This window comes from Streptomyces sp. NPDC051561 (assembly GCF_044454195.1).
Taxonomy (GTDB): domain Bacteria; phylum Actinomycetota; class Actinomycetes; order Streptomycetales; family Streptomycetaceae; genus Streptomyces.
This window is the reverse complement of sequence record NZ_JBITDM010000007.1, coordinates 80,692-96,721: the sequence shown is the minus strand read 5'-3', so window position 1 is coordinate 96,721 and position 16,030 is coordinate 80,692. Positions and strand designations below refer to the sequence as shown.

The window sequence follows — 16,030 nt, the reverse complement described above, 5'->3', positions numbered from 1 at the left end:
GTCATGGCTACTCCCGAATTCATCAAGAACCTCCGTTCCACCGCAGGTCACCAGCTGCTTTACCTCCCCGGTGTGACGGCCGTCGTCTTCGACGAGCAGGGCCGGGTGCTGCTCGGCCGACGCTCCGACAACGGCGAGTGGTCGGTCGTCGGTGGCATCCCCGAGCCGGGCGAGCAGCCCGCGCAGGCGGCGGTGCGCGAGGTGTTCGAGGAGACGGCCGTCGAGGTCGAGGTGGAACGGGTCGTCCTGGTCCAGACGCTGAAGCCGGTGCAGTACGGCAACGGCGACATCTGCCAGTTCATGGACGTCACGGTGGCCTGCCGGGCGACCGGCGGCGAGGCCAGGGTGAATGACGAGGAGTCCCTGGAGGTGGCCTGGTTCCCGGTGGACGCGCTGCCCGAGATGCGCGAGTTCGCCACCTTCCGGATCAAGCAGGCGCTGGCGAACGAGCCGACCTGGTTCGCCCCGGCGGAGGACACGGAGCCCGGTGTGGCGGGCGTGGGCGTCACACCCGAGGGCCACTAGCGGCCCGAGGGGCGCCGACGGTACATTCCGGCGAGGTGGTCGCGGGAGTGAGGTACCGCCGGCGCCTGGACCGGTGCGGGGTCTGCTGCCGGTGCCGGTCGGGCGTCAGATCTTGCGATACGTGTACGCCTCTGCTGCCGCCGCCTCGACGGCGTCCAGCGGACCGCCCGCCGACGCGGTGACGACGGCGGCGACCGCGCCCTCGACGAAGGGGGCGTCCAGCAGGCGGGTGCCGGACGGCAGTTCGGCGTCCTCACCGTCCTCCTCCGCCTCCGTCAGCAGTGCTTTCACCGTCAGTACGGCGCTGCCCAGGTCGGCCAGCACGGCCACGCCCGCACCCCGGTCCACCGACCGGGCGGCCGAGGCGATCAGCTCCGCGCTCGTACCGAGGCCACCGTCCGCGTCCCCGCCCGCCGCGGCCACGGGTGCGGTCGGGCCGCCGCCCGCGAGGCCCCGCGCCAGCTCGGCGACCGAGGTGGCGACGGCCGCACTGTGCGAGACGAGCACGATCCCGACGAGCTTCTCCTGCGAGGGGCCGGCCGCACTCATGCCGCCACCTCCGCGAGCGTACGGACGAGCAGCGCCGCCGAGGTGGCTCCGGGGTCCTGATGCCCGACGCTGCGCGCACCGAGATAACTCGCCCGCCCCTTGCGCGCCTGGAGCGGCACCGTGGCGAGAGCACCGCTCTCGGCGGCCTCGCGCGCGGCACCGAAAGCGGCCGCGGCGTCATCGTCGGCCGCGCCCTCCAGCGCCTCGACCGCCGGCAGCAGCGCGTCCAGCATGGTCTTGTCCCCGGCCACCGCCCCGCCCAGCTTCGCCACGGCATCCACCCCCGCCCGCAACGCCCGGGCGAACTCCGCCACCGTCACCTCCGTGCCGTCCCCGAGCGCCTTGCCCGTACGTCGCAGCAGGGTCCCGTACAGCGGCCCCGAAGCGCCGCCCACCGTGGAGATCAACTGCCGCCCCGCCAGGTTCAGTACCCCGCCCGGCGTTCCCGGCGGCTCCTTTTCCAGTGCGGCCGCGACGGCTGCGAAACCGCGCCGCAGATTGCTCCCGTGATCGGCGTCCCCGATGGCGGAGTCCAGCTCCGTCAACCGGTCCGCCGCCACCTCCACGGCGGCGGCCGTGCTCCTCATCCACCGACCGAAGAATCCGGCGTCCAGCACCAATTCCCTCTCCGTTCCCTCGTGTGCACCCACCCGGCCCACCACCTCAGCGTCCCCAGCGCAACGCGGCGGTCTGCACCGGCGCGTCCCACCACCGCAGCAGCTCCTCGTCCGCCTGGCACAGCGTCACCGAGCAGCCCGCCATGTCGAGGGACGTGACGTAGTTGCCGACGAGGGTACGGGCGACGGCCACCCCGCGCTCGGTAAGGACCCGCTGCACCTCGGCGTTGAACCCGTACAGCTCCAGCAGGGGAGTGGCACCCATCCCGTTCACCAGCGCCAGCACCGGGCCGGTGGGCCGCAGGTCCTCCAGGATCACGTCCACCGTGTAGTCCGCGATCTCCCGCGCCGTCATCATGGCGCGTCGCTCGCGGCCCGGCTCACCGTGAATGCCGACACCCAACTCCAGCTCACCCGGCGGTAGTTCAAAGGTCGGGCTGCCCTTGGCGGGGGTGGAGCAGGCGCTCAGCGCCACCCCGAAGCTCCGTGCCGCCCCGTTCACCCGCCGGGCGACCTCCGCCACCCGTTCCAGCGGGGCACCCTCCTCGGCGGCCGCTCCGGCGATCTTCTCCACGAACAGGGTCGCCCCGGTGCCGCGCCGACCAGCCGTGTACAGGCTGTCGGTCACCGCCACATCGTCGTTGACCAGCACCTTCTCGACCCGGATGCCCTCCTCCTCGGCCAGTTCGGCCGCCATGTCGAAGTTGAGGACGTCCCCGGTGTAGTTCTTCACCACGAACAGCACCCCCTCCCCGGAGTCCACGGCCGCCGCAGCCCGCACCATCTGGTCCGGAACCGGCGAGGTGAAGACCTCACCCGCGCAGGCGGCCGACAGCATCCCCGGCCCCACGAACCCCGCGTGCAACGGCTCGTGCCCGCTGCCGCCACCCGAGACGATTCCCACCTTCCCCGCGACGGGGGCGTCGCGCCGCACGACCACCCGGCTCTCCACGTCGACGGTCAGTTCGGGGTGGGCGGCGGCCATTCCGCGCAGGGCGTCGGTGACGACGGTCTCGGGGACGTTCATGAGCATCTTCACGGGGGCCTCCGGCAGATTTCGGCAGCTGGGGTCCCAAGTTAATACCGTCACCGTGCAGTTGGTGAGGGGTGTGGCGGCAGGGACGATTACTGGTTGAGGGTGCAACCAACGGCCGCGGCGGCGTAGCCTGGGGTGGCGGCCACCGCCCATTCGGGTGGCGATGGCCGCCTGGCGCGAAGCGGACGGTTCGGCCGTCCCGGCTTCGCGCGTGGCCCTCCACCCGGGGGGATGCGGGAAGTCTCCCCGTGGGAGGGCCGGGGCTGGAGTCGCGTTTGTCGGCGATGCGGCTCCAGCTGGCCCTTGTCCGCCCAGGGCAGCGGGAAAGCAAGTGGCTGAGCACCCCGGGGCGTTCACGGAGCTTGGTCCCCACTCCGGATCCGAGGATAACTGCCGCTCAATCATGATCGGAACAGCTACTGAGTGGCGGCTTCCTGTCCGAGCCGCCGGGTCTGTTCCTCCAGTACGTCGATGGTCCGGCGGACGTAATCCCCGATGGCCGCCAGTTCGTCGGGGCCGTAGCGGGCCATCATCGCGCCCATGGCCCGGGAGAGGTCCTGCAGCGGGCCGGTGTCCCGCCGGTTTCCCGTGGACCTGACCAGGGTGCGCCGACGGTCGCCGGGATCGGCCTCGCGCCGAAGGTGCCCACCCCGTTCCAGCCGGTCGATCAGCCCGGTGGCGGCACCGGAGGTGACACCCATCCGACGAGCCGGCTCTCCTGCGGTGAAGGGGCCTTCCCGTCCCACCAGGCTCAACGCGCGCTGATCCGTCGCACTCAGCCCGAGCCGACGTCCGACGGCCTCGTGGTAGAGCACCACACACCCGGTTGGGCCCCGCGCTTCCACCTCTCCCGCCTGGTCCCCCTCACCGCCCTGGGTCTCGTCGCGGGCACCGAACGCTTCTTCGCCCGCCTCGTCGACGATATGCCGCGCCTGCCCCTGGAAGCCCTCACCCTCGCCTCGCGCGTCCTGCTCGTCGCCTACCTCGTGCAAGTGGCCCTCCGCAAGGACCCGGAGGTCGGCCGGGGCGGCCGGGGTGGCGCCCCGAAGCGGTACCCGACGACAGGGCGCACCTTCCTGCCGTACCTCGCCGGGCAGGGGGTGCTGCTCCTCGCGGCCATGTTCGTCTTCGACTTCGTGCCGGAGCGGCTGCTCGCCCCCGCCGAGGGTGAGCCCGGCCATCAGCTCCACTTCGCCTGCCTGCTGGCGCTGAAGAACATCACCGTGATCCCCTTCACCCTGATCTGGATGACAGGCCTCGTCCGCCGCCAACTCCTGCTGCCCGAGCGGGAGCCGGCGGCGCTCCAGTGAAGCGGTGCGGGGGGTGCGGCCATGCGCGGTGCCGGGGGCGCGGCTATTCCTCGAACGCGCCCAGGATGCGCTCGGCGGCCATGGTCGCGGTCAACTGTCCGTCCCGCAGTGCCTGTTCGACGCCGGGAGTGACCCGGCGTACCTCCGGATGGGAATGCAGCCGGCCGAGGAGTTCGTCCCGGACCATCGCCCAGGCCCAGTCCACCTGCTGCCCGGCCCGCTTGGCGGTCAGCCGCCCGGAGGAGTCGAGGAGGGTGCGGTGCTGCTCCAGGCGGTCCCACACGGTGTCGAGCCCGGCGGACTCGCGGGCGCTGCAGGTGAGCACCGGGGGAGTCCAGTTGACGTCGGCCCGTGGGGCCTCCCCCGCCTGAACGGGGTGGGGATCCTGGGGATGCATCAGGCGAAGTGCGCCGGCCAGCTCCCGTGCCGCCGAGCGGGCGTCGCGCTCGTGCGGGCCGTCGGCCTTGTTGACCGCGACCACGTCCGCCAGCTCCAGGACGCCCTTCTTGATGCCCTGGAGCTGGTCGCCAGTGCGGGCGAGGGTGAGCAGCAGGAAGGAGTCGACCATCTGCGCCACCGTCGTCTCCGACTGGCCGACGCCGACCGTCTCCACCAGTACGACGTCGTAACCGGCGGCCTCCACGACCACCATCGCCTCCCGCGTCGCCCGCGCCACCCCGCCCAGCGTGCCCGCCGACGGGGACGGACGGACGAAGGCCGCCGGATCGACGGCCAGCCGCTCCATCCGGGTCTTGTCGCCCAGGATGGAGCCGCCGGTCCGGCTGGACGACGGGTCGACGGCGAGCACCGCGACCCGGTGCCCGAGCCCCGTCAGCATCGTCCCGAACGCATCGATGAACGTCGACTTGCCGACCCCCGGCACCCCGCTGACGCCGATCCTGCGGGCCGCACCCGCGTGCGGCAGCAGCTCGGCCAGCAGCTTCTGGGCGAGCTGCCGGTGGTCCGGGCGGGACGACTCGACGAGCGTGATCGCCCGGGCCACGAAGGCCCGCTTGCCGTCGAGTACGCCCTTGACGTACGCATCGAGGTCGATCTTCGGCGGCATCCGGTGTCAGTCCTTGCTTGTCGTCAGCTCGTGCCCCAGGTCGGCGGCCAGCCGCGTCACCAGGTCGTACGCCGCGTCCGGGATCACCGTGCCGGGCGGGAAGACCGCGGTGGCACCCGCTTCGTGCAGCGCGGGGATGTCCTGCGGCGGGATCACACCGCCGACCACGATCATCACGTCCTCGCGGCCCTCCGCCGCCAGTTCCTCGCGCAGCGCCGGGACCAGAGTGAGGTGGCCGGCCGCGAGCGAGGAGACACCGACGATGTGCACATCCGCCTCGACGGCCTGCCGTGCGACCTCCGCCGGGGTCTGGAACAGCGGGCCGACGTCCACGTCGAAGCCCAGGTCGGCGAAGGCGGTGGCGATCACCTTCTGGCCGCGGTCGTGCCCGTCCTGGCCCATCTTGGCGACCAGGATGCGCGGACGGCGGCCCTCCGCCTCCTCGAAGGCGTCGACCAGTGCACGGGTGCGCTCCACGGAAGGGGACTCTCCTGCCTCGTTGCGGTACACACCGGCGATCGTACGGATCTGGCCCGCGTGCCGCCCGTAGACCTTCTCCAGGGCGTCCGAGATCTCGCCGACGGTGGCCTTGGCGCGGGCCGCGTTCACGGCCAGGGCCAGCAGGTTGTCGTCCAGGCCCTGCGAGCTGCCGCGCTCGGCCGATGCGGTGAGCGCCCGCAGCGCGTCCTGGCAGGCCGCCTCGTCGCGCTCCTCGCGCAGCCGCTTCAGCTTGGCGATCTGCTGGGTCCGCACGGACGAGTTGTCTACCTTGAGGACGTCGATCTCCTCGTCGGTCCCCACCCGGTACTTGTTGACGCCGATCACGGGCTGGCGCCCGGAGTCGATACGGGCCTGGGTGCGCGCGGCGGCCTCCTCGATACGGAGCTTGGGGATGCCCGCGTCGATGGCCTTCGCCATACCGCCGGCCGCCTCCACCTCCTCGATGTGCTGCCAGGCGCGCCGGGCCAGGTCGTGGGTCAGCTTCTCGACGTACGCGGAGCCGCCCCACGGGTCGATGACCCGGCCGGTCCCCGACTCCTGCTGCAGGAGGAGCTGGGTGTTGCGGGCGATGCGCGCCGAGAAGTCGGTGGGCAGCGCGAGGGCCTCGTCGAGGGCGTTGGTGTGCAGTGACTGGGTGTGGCCCTGGGTCGCGGCCATCGCCTCGATGCAGGTGCGCGGCACATTGTTGAACACGTCCTGCGCGGTCAGCGACCAGCCCGAGGTCTGCGAATGTGTGCGCAGCGACAGGGACTTGGGGTTCTTCGGGTCGAACTGCTTGACCAGCTTCGCCCACAGCAGGCGGGCCGCGCGGAGCTTGGCGACCTCCATGAAGAAGTTCATGCCGATCGCCCAGAAGAAGGACAGCCGTGGCGCGAACGCGTCTACGTCCAGGCCGACTTCGAGCCCTGCCCGCAGATACTCGACACCGTCCGCGAGGGTGTACGCCAGCTCCAGATCGGCCGTCGCCCCCGCCTCCTGGATGTGATACCCGGAGATCGAGATGGAGTTGTAGCGCGGCATCTTCTGCGAGGTGTACGCGAAGATGTCGGAGATGATCCGCATTGAGGGCTTCGGCGGATAGATGTAGGTGTTGCGGACCATGAACTCCTTCAGAATGTCGTTCTGAATGGTCCCGGCCAGCTTCTCCGGCGGTACACCCTGCTCCTCCGCCGCCACGATGTACAGGGCGAGAACGGGCAGCACCGCGCCGTTCATCGTCATCGACACCGACATCCTGTCCAGCGGAATGCCGTCGAAGAGCTGGCGCATGTCGTAGATCGAGTCGATCGCCACGCCCGCCATGCCGACATCGCCGGTGACGCGCGGGTGGTCGCTGTCGTAACCACGGTGCGTCGGCAGGTCGAAGGCGACCGACAGACCCTTCTGACCGGCGGCGAGGTTGCGCCGGTAGAAGGCGTTGGACTCCTCGGCCGTCGAGAAGCCCGCGTACTGGCGGATCGTCCACGGCTGATTGACGTACATGGTGGGGTAGGGGCCACGCAGATACGGAGCCACACCCGGGTACGTCCCGAGGAAGTCCAGCCCCTCGGTGTCCTGCTCCGTGTACAGCGGCTTCACCCCGATGCCCTCGGGGGTCTCCCAGACCAGGTCCTCGACGCTGCGTCCGGTCGACTCCTTGACGGCTTCCTGCCACTGCTCCTCGGAGCCGCTGCCCGTCGCCCTGCCCAGCTCGATCTGCGAGAAGTCGGGAATGCTGCCCATTACTTCACTTCCATACGGTCGAGGACGGCGGTGAGGGTGGCCACCGCGTCCGAGCCCGCGAAGACGAAGTCGTCCACGCCGGCACTCCGGTACGTCTCTTCGGCTTCCCCGGCACGGCCCGCCAGGAACACCGTCCGCGCGCCCGCCCCCTTGAGCGCCGCGGCGACGTCCGCCGCCTGCTCGGCGTAGAGGGCGTCGCTGGAGCAGATGCAGGCGACGCGAGCGCCGCTCGCGACGAACGCCTCGGCCACCGTGTCCGGGGTCACCGTCACCGGGTCGTGCACCGGTGTGATGCCGCCCGCCTGGAAGAGGTTCGCGGCGAAGGTGACCCGCCCGGTGTGGGCCGCGGCGGGCCCGAGGGCCGCGACGAAGACCCTGGGGCGGGAGCCGGTCTCGGCCAGCTGCGCGTCCGAGCGGGCGCGCAGCGTCTCGTACGCCTCGTCGCGACGGACCCTGGGGAGACCGCCGGAGGGCTTCGCCGGGGCCGGGTCGCGGTCGACCCGGCGCTCGGCGAGCTGCGGGAACTCGCTGACGCCGGTGATGGGTTCACGCCGCTCGGCCAGCGCCTTGCTGCGGCGCTCCCAGGTGGCGGCGATCCGCTCGCCGACCAGCCCGGACCGCAGGGCTTTTGCCTGTCCACCGGCCTTCTCGATCTCCTGGAACCACTCCCAGGCCGCCGCCGCCAGCTCGTCCGTCAGCTGCTCGACGTACCAGGAGCCGCCCGCCGGGTCGACCACCCGGGACAGGTGGGACTCCTCGACGAGGATGGTGGAGGTATTGCGGGCGATACGCCGCGCGAAGGCGTCCGGCAGGCCGATCGCCTGGTCGAACGGGAGGACCGTCACCGCGTCCGCGCCGCCCACCCCGGCCGCCATGCAGGCGATCGTGGTGCGCAGCATGTTCACCCACGGGTCGCGGCGCGTCATCATCACCGACGAGGTCACCACATGCTGCTGCTGGGCTCCACAACCGGCGGCCCCGCAGGCCTCGGCGACCCGCGCCCAGAGACGACGGGCCGCGCGGAGCTTGGCGATGGTGAGGAACTGGTCGGCGGTGGCGGCGTACCGGAATTCGAGCTGTCGCAGGGCGGCTGCCACGTCGAGGCCGTGCTCCGTGAGGCTGCGGAGGTAGGCGACACCGGTGGCGAGCGAGCAGCCGAGCTCCTGCACGGCCGAGCCGCCCGCCTCGTGGTACGGCAGTGCGTCCACCACCAGGGCGCGCAGGCCCGGGTACTGACGGGAGGTCAGCCCGGCCAGCGCGGCGGCCGACGCGTCGAGCGCGGGGTCGTGGCTGCCGGTGCGGGCGGCGTGGCCCAGCGGGTCGGCGCCGAGGTTGCCGCGCGCCTCCTCGGGGGTGACGCCCCTGGCCTCGTACAGCCGGAGCAACTCCCGGGCGGCGGCGTCGACATCGGCGCCCGCGTCCAGCGCCACGGCGGCCAGGTCGAGGTAGACCCCGTCCAGGGCCCGCTCCAGGCCGGACACGGGAAGTCCGGCGTCACCGACCGTGAGCCACAGGGAGGACACCCCGTTCTCCAGGTCGGCCAGTACGGCCTCGTTGGCGAGCGCCGGGTCGGGCCGCTCGTGCCGCTGGCGTACGTCCCAGCCGCCGGCCGCCGTGGCACCCGCGGGGGAGGAACCCCGGGTGAACGGGGCGAAGCCGGGCAGGCCGGGGCCGACGGAGGGAGGGCCGTCACCGGCGGTGTACAGCGGGCGCGTCGTCAGCCCGTCGTCGAGGGAGGTGGAGAGGGCGTCTTCGGCCGCAGCTCCCGTGACGTCTTTACCCGATTTGCGTAGCACGCCTTCCACCAGGCGCTGCCACTGCTCATGGGTCGCATCAGGGAACTCGGCGGCCAGGGGGAGCCCGTCGTCAGGCAGGACCGTCATGCTCAGATGCTAGGCCAGTCCGCTAAAGGCGCAGCAGGTGTAACGGCTGTGACCTTAACCTCTCCTGACCTGCCTTGATCCGTTCACCCGGATGCCCTACTGGCGCGTAACCTCCGGGATGGGTTCAGGGGTCAGCACAGGCGCCCGGCGGCGTTGTCAGTGGGGCCCCCTACTCTCGGATCATGAGCTACTCCTTGAGTCTGTATCTGGTGGATCCGGCGAAGGTCAGGGGCGTCGTCGGCTCCGGCGACGACAAGCTGCGCCGGATGATGGGCGGCGCCTTCAAGACTCAATTCCCGCACGACGACGACTACTTCAGTCACGAGATCGAGCGGGGAGCGCCCACGCGGTACGACGCGCTCCGTGCGGTGATCGCGGGCGGGCCGTTCGTCGAGGAGTTCGCCTGGCAGTACGGATACGCCTACGAGATGGTCTGCCGGTTCCACGGCCGCAGCCTCTTCAACAACTGCTTCTCGCCGTTCCGCAGCGGCTGGCTGGAGGAGGTCGACAAGGGCCTCGTGGCACTGGGCATCAGGGCTGTGGAGATCTCCGGGTTCAGCTACAGCTCCCTGCCCGGTGAGCTGCCCCGGCCGGACTTCGTGCCCGGGTACGGCGAGTGGAGCGCGCAGGAGTGCTCCAGCGCGCTGAAGCAGTGGGAGGCCAGCACTCCGGAGCAGCGGGCGGCGCTGGACTCCGAGGTGCTGGAGGCGATCGAGTCAGTCGTCGGGTGGCTGGTGAAGGCGCGCGAGAAGGAGGGGGCGGGCGTGGTCGGCTTCTTCTACTGACCCGGTGGTTCCACCCATCCGCTCCCGTCGGCCCGAGGGGACGGCCGACGGGGTGCCGAACGGGTCTCAGGCCAGCCTCAGTTCGCCTTCCGACTGGTCACTGCCGCCGCTGACGGGGGTGCCCACCAGGGAGAAGGGGTGGCCCGCCGGGTCGGAGTAGCGGCGGATGTCGCGGGTGCCGACGGAGTTGTTCTGGGTCTGCAGCGGTCGGGCGCCCAGACTGATGACCTCGCGCTCCGCCTCGTCCATGTCGTCCAGGGCGACCAGGATCCGCAGATGGGCCTGCTGGGAGTCGTCCGGGCGCGGCCAGCTCGGCGGGGCGTACCCGTGATCGCGGCGGATCGCGAGATGCACCCCGTCGTGTCCGACTATCTCGACGAAATCCATGTCCTCACCCCGGCGTGTCTCCGCGTCGAAGAGCCTGGCGTAGAAGTCCGCCAGCTCCTCGGCCTCCGCGCAGTCCAGTACCAGCACGCTCCGCTTCTCCACCGTCATGGCCCCTGCCCCGCCTCTGCTCCTGTGTGGTGCGCGCCCCTGGTGGGCGCCCACGTCCTGCGGGTACCCGCAGCAGGCGCCGCCACGCCGCACCAAGCGCCGGAGGCGGACGACCTGAAGGACCGAGGGACACTCGTCCCTGCGGCGCTCGAAACCGGCGCCCCGGCCCACCACCCACCAGAGCCCCGCCCGCATCACCGCAGGCTGAACCGGTCGCTCTCCTCGCCCCGCAGCCGCCCCGCCGGCACTTTCCGTCCGAACAGCAGCACCACCAGGTCCTGCGCCGGCCCGGTGACCACGCTCCCGCTCCCGTACGCCCAGTCCAGGTCGTCCGCCACGAGCCGTACCCCGTCCAGCTGCGCCCCGAAGAACTTGGTACCGCGCGGGTTGGCCGTAGCCAGCACCATGCGTAGCCGGTCCTGCGGTACCCGGCGGTCCAGGCCCAGCGGGATGGCGATGTCCAGACCGTGCACCAGGTCGTGGCTCAGTGCCGAGGGGAGCCCGCCGACCGGCGGCTTCCACGGGTGGTGCGCGTTCCGGCGCAGAGCCGTCGCCATCTCCCGCCCGGACATCACCGCCGCATCCCGGCGCGCGACCCGGTCGGTCATCCGGTCCAGGCTGCCCCGCGCCGTCACCAGCTCCGCCAGCACCCTGGGCAGCGAGTGACGGAATCCGAACGACATATGGGCCGCCACCTCCCGCACCCGCCACCCTGTGCACAGCGTCGGCTCGTCCCACCGCTCGGCGGGCAGCGCGTCCAGCATGTCGGCCACCTCGCGCCGTTCCGCCGCGATCGAGGCCCGGAGCGTCTCCTTGTCCGGGCCCGCCGCGCCCGCTGCGGCCATTTTTGCCGCGCCGCTTCCGGAATCTGCCGCACTCCTCGTGTTCCCCATGGGCACAAGGGTGTTGGCAGTACAGCCATAAGTCCAAGAGTCATTTCTTCTCACCACTAGCATGATCAGTTATGGAACTCCGGCAGCTTCAGTACTTCGTCACCGTCGTGGAAGAAGCCAACTTCACCCGGGCCGCCGCCCGGCTCCATCTGGCCCAGCCCGGGGTGAGCGCCCAGATCCGGCAGCTCGAACGGGAGCTGGGCCAGCGCCTGCTGGACCGCACCGGCCGCACCGTGACCACCACCGAGGCGGGCGAGGCCGTACTGCCGTACGCCCGGGCCGCGCTCGCCGCCGCCGAGGCCGTCCGGCACACCGCCGACGAGTTCACCGGGCTGCTGCGCGGCCGGGTCCGGTTCGGCCTGGTCTCCGGCGCCCCGCAGGACGAATTCGACGTGGTGTCCGTACTGGCTGACTTCCACCGGGACCATCCCGACGTCGAGATCTCGCTCACCGAGGACGCCTCCGACCGGATGCTCGATGCCCTGCGCGGCGGCGAACTCGATGTCGCCCTGATCGGCCTCGCGCAGGACGAGCCGCCCGGGGTGCGTGTCCAGGTGGTGGTGGACGAGCCCCTGGTCGCCGTCGTCCCGGCCGGGCACCCCCTTGCCGTGGGCGGCCCGGAGCCCGGCCCGCCCACCGTCCCGCTGGCCGGGCTCGGGGCGTACCCGCTGATCAGCCTGCCCCGGGGCACCGGGGTGCGCGGAGTGCTCGAACGGGTCTGCGCGGAGGCCGGGTTCCGCCCCCGGGTCGCCTTCGAGGCGGCGCCCCCGCCGGTCCTGGTGCAGCTCGCCGCGCGCGGACTGGGGGTCGCCGTGCTGCCGGGATTCCCGGACAGCGTGCTGCATCGGTACGGACTGCGCGCCGTGCGGATCACCGAGCCCGCCGTCCGGGCCCGGATCGGCCTGGTCTGGCCGGCGGCCGGACCCGCGGGCCCGGCCGCCGAGGCCTTCCTCACCCTGCTTAGAGCCTGTGTCTAAACCCCGGCGGGCGCCCGGCCGGGGTTTAGACACAGGCTCTAAGAGCGGCCAGGCTCACTCCCGCCGACGACGCCCTTGAGGCAGAGATCCCGCTCGCCGCGCCCGGCGAAGAAACCCTCCACCGTCCCGGCCGGCACTCCGGCGAGCGTCGCCGGTGACCACCGCGGGTTCCGGTCCTTGTCGATGATCTGCGCGCGCACGCCCTCCACCAGGTCCGGCCCGCGCAGCGCCGCGCACGACACCCGGTACTCCTGCACCAGCACCCGCTCCAGCGACCCGAGCTCCCGCGCCCGCCGGACCGCCTCCAGCGTCACCTTCACCGAGGTCGGCGACTTGGCGAGGATCGTTTCGGCGGCCTCCTTGGCCGCCCGCTCCCCGCAGTCGGCCAGCCGCTCCACGATCTCCTCGGCGGTGTCCGCCGCGAAACAGTGGTCGATCCATGCGCGGGCGTCCGCCAGCTCCCCGGGCGCCGGCTCGGCCGCGTACCGGCGCACCGCTTCCCCGGCCGGTACGGAGGCCAGATCGGCGACCAGTGCCGCCAGCCGCTCCGACGGTACGAAGTGGTCGGCGAGCCCGCACAGCAGGGCGTCGGCCGCGCCCACCGCCGCGCCCGACACGGCGAGATAGGTGCCCAGCTCCCCGGGCGCCCGGGCCAGCAGATGCGTACCGCCGACGTCGGGGACGAAGCCGATGCCGGTCTCCGGCATGGCGACGCGCGACCGCTCCGTGACGACGCGCACGCCGCCGTGGGCGCTCACCCCGACGCCGCCGCCCATCACGATGCCGTCCATCAGGGCGACGTACGGCTTCGGGAACCGGGCGATCCGCGCGTTCAGCCGGTACTCGTCCCACCAGAACGCCTCCGTCGCCCGCCCGTCGCCGTCGCGGGCGTCGTCGTGGATGGCCCGGATGTCGCCGCCCGCGCACAATCCGCGTCCGCCCGCACCGGAGAGCACCACGGTTTCCACGGACGGGTCCGACTCCCAGGCGGCCAGGGTGGCGTCGAGGGTGCGGACCATGGGGTGGGTGAGGGAGTTGAGGGCCCGGGGGCGGTTGAGGACGAGGTGTCCGGCGTGGCCCTCGGTGTGTACGAGAACGGGGTCGTCGGCGTGCATGTCTCAGCCCTTCGTCTTCGGTGTGGTGGTGGGGGTCGGCAGCAGGAGTGCGCGTGCGGTGCGCCAGCACCGCGGGTCGGCGGCGGCGAGGAGTCCGCTGAGGTCGTCGGACGGGCGGTAGGCGGTGCGTTCGCCGTCCGGCCGCCGTACGGTGCAGCCCGCCTCCGTGGCGAGCAGGGCGCCCGGGGCGTGGTCCCAGGGGAGGGTGCGGTGGTAGAGCAGGAAGTCCAGGGCGCCCTCGGCGAGTCGGGGGTAGTCGATGCCGGCGCACCCGGTGCCGGAGCCGAGGTGGGCGAAGTGCGGGCGGGAGGCTTCGGCGTGGGCGCGGGCCGCGGGGGAGAGGAACCTGGTGAGGGCGGCGCCGTGCAGGGCCGCCGGGTCGGCGGGGGCAGGTTCGCGGAGGAGCCGGACACCGTCGTCGCGCCACGCGCCGGAGCCTGCTTCGGCCGTGTAGGTGCGGCCCGAGGCGGGCTGCACGATCCAGGCGGCGACGGTCTCGCCGTGCCGGACGAGGGCGGCCATCACGGCGTAGGTGTCGTGGCCCGCGACGAAGTTGGCCGTGCCGTCCAGGGGGTCGACGAGCCAGGCCTCGGGGGCGCTCCGGGCGGCCTGGAGGAGGGTGGGGTGCGCGGCCACGGCCTCTTCCCCGACGACGGGGACGTCCCGGAGGCCGCGAAGCCGTCGGGTGATCAGTGCTTCTGCCTCCCGGTCGGCCACGGTGACGACCTCGCCGGGGGTCTTTTCCGTGATCTCGCCCTCCGTCAGGGCGCGGTGCCGGGGGACGATCGCCTCGGCGGCGGCCTCACGGAGGATGTCGGTGACGGTCTCGATCCACATGATCGTCAGGCTAGAGGACGGCGGCGGGGCCGCTGCGGGGGTCCGCCTGCGGCGGGGGCCCGGCCCGCCCCGGGCCGAACACCCCCACCCTCAGTGCTCGTTCTCCGTAGGTCGCAGATCACGCGGAATCCACGCCCAGGCCACCGCCGCCGCCCCCAGCGTCAGCAGTGCTCCTGCCAGGAAGGCCGGTGTGATGGCCGTGGTGTACGCCGAGGACACCGTGTCCAGCAGTGCACGGCCCGTCTCCCCGCCGATGGTCTGGGCCAGGTGGGCCGCCTCGCCCACCGAGCTGCGGACCGCATCCGCGGCGGACCCGGACATCTCCAGGGCGGGCAGGTTCGCCCGGTACAGGGCCGTCGCCAGGCTGCCCAGGATGGCCACGCCGAGCGCCGCGCCCAGTTCGTAGCAGGTCTCCTCGACGGCCGCCGCGCCACCGACCTCGTGGGCCGGGGTCGCCGCCATCAGCGTGACCGAGGCGACCGTGGTCGCGACACCGACACCCATGCCGAGCACGGTCAGCGCGACGGCGACCGCCGGGTAGCCGATCGACGCGAACTGCTGGACGACCCACGGCAGGGCCAGCCCCGCCGTCATCACCAGCAGTCCGATGCCGAGCACATGCCGGATCGGGAAGCGGTGCATCAGCGACGGCGTCACCATCGAGGTGACGATCAGGCCGAGCGACGCGGGCAGCAGCCTGAAGCCCGCCTCCAGGGGGCTGTACCCCTGGCCGTACTGGAACCACTGCGTCACCAGGAACAGCACCGCACCCATACCGACCATGCCGAGGAAGATCGACACGGCGGCGATGGAGAAGGAGCGGTTGGTGAAGAGGCGGACCTGGAGCAGCGGGCTCTCCAGGCGGAGCTGGCGGCGTACGAACACCGTCAGCGCCACCGCGGCCAGCGCCAGCAGCGCCCACGGCAACGGGTCCGCGAAGCCGCTCTTGCCGAGCTGCTTGATACCGCCCGCGAGGGCCAGCATGCCGACGACCGACTGGCCGACACCCCACCAGTCCCAGCGGCCGCTGCGCGGCGAGAACGACTCGGGCAGGAACCACGCGCCCAGCGCGATCACCAGCGCGGCCACCGGCAGGTTCAGCAGGAACGCCGAGTGCCAGCCGAAGTCCTCCACCAGGAACCCGCCGACGACCGGCCCCAGCGCCATGCCGCCGCCGAAGACGGCCGCCCACACGGCGTACGCGAAGGCCCGTTCGCGGGCGTCGGTGAAGACGTGCCGCAGGATCGACAGGGTCGACGGCATGATCGCCGCACCGCCGATGCCGAGCAGTGCGCGGGCCGCGATCAGGTGCCAGGCCTCGGTGGCGAACACCGCGAGCAGTGAGGCCAGCGCGAACACCGCGAAACCGGTCAGCAGCATCCGCTTGCGTCCGAGCCGGTCGCCCAGCGCACCGGCAGTGACCAGCAGTCCGGACAGGGCGAGTGCGTAGACGTCGATGATCCACAGCTGTTCGACCGAGCCCGGCTGCAGATCGGCGACCAGGGACGGGAACGCGACATTGAGGATCGTGGTGTCCATGGCGATCAGCAGCAGGCTGCCCGACAGGATCGCCAGCACGATCCAGCGCCGGGGGTCGAGGACCGACCCGGCGTCGGGCCGGGCGGTGGCGAGGGAGGGCATGAGGAATCCATTCCGGGACTAGTGAGACTCAGATGAGACATCAGTGTCTCACAGGAATGGCGAGTGTCCCACTCCTGA

At 72.0% G+C, this 16,030-nt stretch carries 16 protein-coding genes; 4 read left to right on the top strand and 12 right to left on the bottom strand.

Annotated elements, in window-relative coordinates:
* Positions 1-3: 3 nt before the first annotated feature.
* Complete coding sequence (locus ACIA73_RS18095) at positions 4-525, top strand: NUDIX hydrolase (protein ID WP_399439527.1); 522 nt, start codon at positions 4-6, stop codon at positions 523-525.
* Positions 526-630: 105 nt separating this feature from the next.
* On the opposite strand, the gene ACIA73_RS18090 is transcribed toward ACIA73_RS18095, so the two are convergent.
* The 4 genes from ACIA73_RS18090 to ACIA73_RS18075 all read right to left on the bottom strand — a co-directional run bounded on the left by ACIA73_RS18090 (position 631) and on the right by ACIA73_RS18075 (position 3,542).
* A complete protein-coding gene (locus tag ACIA73_RS18090) occupies positions 631-1,074 on the bottom strand; it encodes a PTS-dependent dihydroxyacetone kinase phosphotransferase subunit DhaM (protein WP_399439526.1) in 444 nt (147 codons plus the stop codon).
* Positions 1,071-1,691: a dihydroxyacetone kinase subunit DhaL gene (gene dhaL / locus ACIA73_RS18085; protein ID WP_399439791.1), complete on the bottom strand. Its 621-nt coding sequence runs from the start codon at positions 1,689-1,691 to the stop codon at positions 1,071-1,073. The genes ACIA73_RS18090 and dhaL overlap by 4 nt, the downstream gene beginning before the upstream one ends.
* Positions 1,692-1,737: 46 nt before the next feature.
* Complete coding sequence (gene dhaK / locus ACIA73_RS18080; RefSeq protein ID WP_399439790.1) at positions 1,738-2,724, bottom strand: dihydroxyacetone kinase subunit DhaK; 987 nt, start codon at positions 2,722-2,724, stop codon at positions 1,738-1,740.
* A 419-nt stretch (positions 2,725-3,143) separates the two neighbouring features.
* Positions 3,144-3,542, bottom strand: coding sequence for a MarR family transcriptional regulator (locus ACIA73_RS18075; protein ID WP_399439525.1), 399 nt, complete (start codon positions 3,540-3,542; stop codon positions 3,144-3,146).
* On the opposite strand from ACIA73_RS18075, the gene ACIA73_RS18070 reads away from it, so the two are divergent.
* Positions 3,531-4,037, top strand: a complete 507-nt coding sequence (locus ACIA73_RS18070) for a hypothetical protein (RefSeq protein WP_399439523.1) — start codon at positions 3,531-3,533, stop codon at positions 4,035-4,037. The two genes, ACIA73_RS18075 and ACIA73_RS18070, sit on opposite strands and share 12 nt — an antisense overlap.
* 43 nt (positions 4,038-4,080) lie before the next feature.
* Here the strand turns inward: ACIA73_RS18070 and meaB are convergent, their stop codons facing one another.
* Genes meaB through mutA form a run of 3 tightly spaced genes read right to left on the bottom strand, consistent with a single transcriptional unit; the run spans position 4,081 to position 9,209 of the window.
* Positions 4,081-5,103, bottom strand: a complete 1,023-nt coding sequence (meaB, locus tag ACIA73_RS18065; protein ID WP_399439522.1) for a methylmalonyl Co-A mutase-associated GTPase MeaB — start codon at positions 5,101-5,103, stop codon at positions 4,081-4,083.
* Between the two features lie 6 nt (positions 5,104-5,109).
* The gene (gene scpA, locus ACIA73_RS18060; RefSeq protein ID WP_399439521.1) at positions 5,110-7,326 is read right to left on the bottom strand and encodes a methylmalonyl-CoA mutase; all 2,217 of its coding nucleotides are present in this window, start codon (positions 7,324-7,326) and stop codon (positions 5,110-5,112) included.
* A complete protein-coding gene (gene mutA, locus ACIA73_RS18055; RefSeq protein WP_399439520.1) occupies positions 7,326-9,209 on the bottom strand; it encodes a methylmalonyl-CoA mutase small subunit in 1,884 nt (627 codons plus the stop codon). Before mutA ends, scpA begins: the two co-directional genes overlap by 1 nt.
* 182 nt (positions 9,210-9,391) lie before the next feature.
* Between mutA and ACIA73_RS18050 the strand changes: the two genes are divergently transcribed.
* Positions 9,392-9,994: a hypothetical protein gene (locus ACIA73_RS18050; protein WP_399439519.1), complete on the top strand. Its 603-nt coding sequence runs from the start codon at positions 9,392-9,394 to the stop codon at positions 9,992-9,994.
* Between the two features lie 66 nt (positions 9,995-10,060).
* On the opposite strand, the gene ACIA73_RS18045 is transcribed toward ACIA73_RS18050, so the two are convergent.
* A complete protein-coding gene (locus ACIA73_RS18045) occupies positions 10,061-10,489 on the bottom strand; it encodes a VOC family protein (RefSeq protein WP_399439518.1) in 429 nt (142 codons plus the stop codon).
* Positions 10,490-10,683: 194 nt separating this feature from the next.
* Positions 10,684-11,334 carry a maleylpyruvate isomerase family mycothiol-dependent enzyme gene (locus tag ACIA73_RS18040; RefSeq protein ID WP_399439789.1) on the bottom strand — a complete coding sequence of 217 codons (651 nt, stop codon included), beginning with the start codon at positions 11,332-11,334 and terminating at the stop codon, positions 10,684-10,686.
* Between the two features lie 119 nt (positions 11,335-11,453).
* On the opposite strand from ACIA73_RS18040, the gene ACIA73_RS18035 reads away from it, so the two are divergent.
* Positions 11,454-12,359, top strand: a complete 906-nt coding sequence (locus ACIA73_RS18035) for a LysR family transcriptional regulator (RefSeq protein WP_399439517.1) — start codon at positions 11,454-11,456, stop codon at positions 12,357-12,359.
* A 38-nt stretch (positions 12,360-12,397) separates the two neighbouring features.
* Here the strand turns inward: ACIA73_RS18035 and ACIA73_RS18030 are convergent, their stop codons facing one another.
* The 3 genes from ACIA73_RS18030 to ACIA73_RS18020 all read right to left on the bottom strand — a co-directional run bounded on the left by ACIA73_RS18030 (position 12,398) and on the right by ACIA73_RS18020 (position 15,952).
* Positions 12,398-13,474, bottom strand: a complete 1,077-nt coding sequence (locus ACIA73_RS18030; RefSeq protein WP_399439516.1) for an enoyl-CoA hydratase/isomerase family protein — start codon at positions 13,472-13,474, stop codon at positions 12,398-12,400.
* Between the two features lie 3 nt (positions 13,475-13,477).
* On the bottom strand, positions 13,478-14,311 hold the full coding sequence (locus ACIA73_RS18025) for an inositol monophosphatase family protein (protein ID WP_399439515.1): 834 nt from the start codon (positions 14,309-14,311) through the stop codon (positions 13,478-13,480).
* Between the two features lie 90 nt (positions 14,312-14,401).
* Entirely contained in the window at positions 14,402-15,952 is a 1,551-nt protein-coding gene (locus ACIA73_RS18020) for an MFS transporter (protein ID WP_399439514.1), read from the bottom strand.
* Positions 15,953-16,030: the final 78 nt, after the last annotated feature.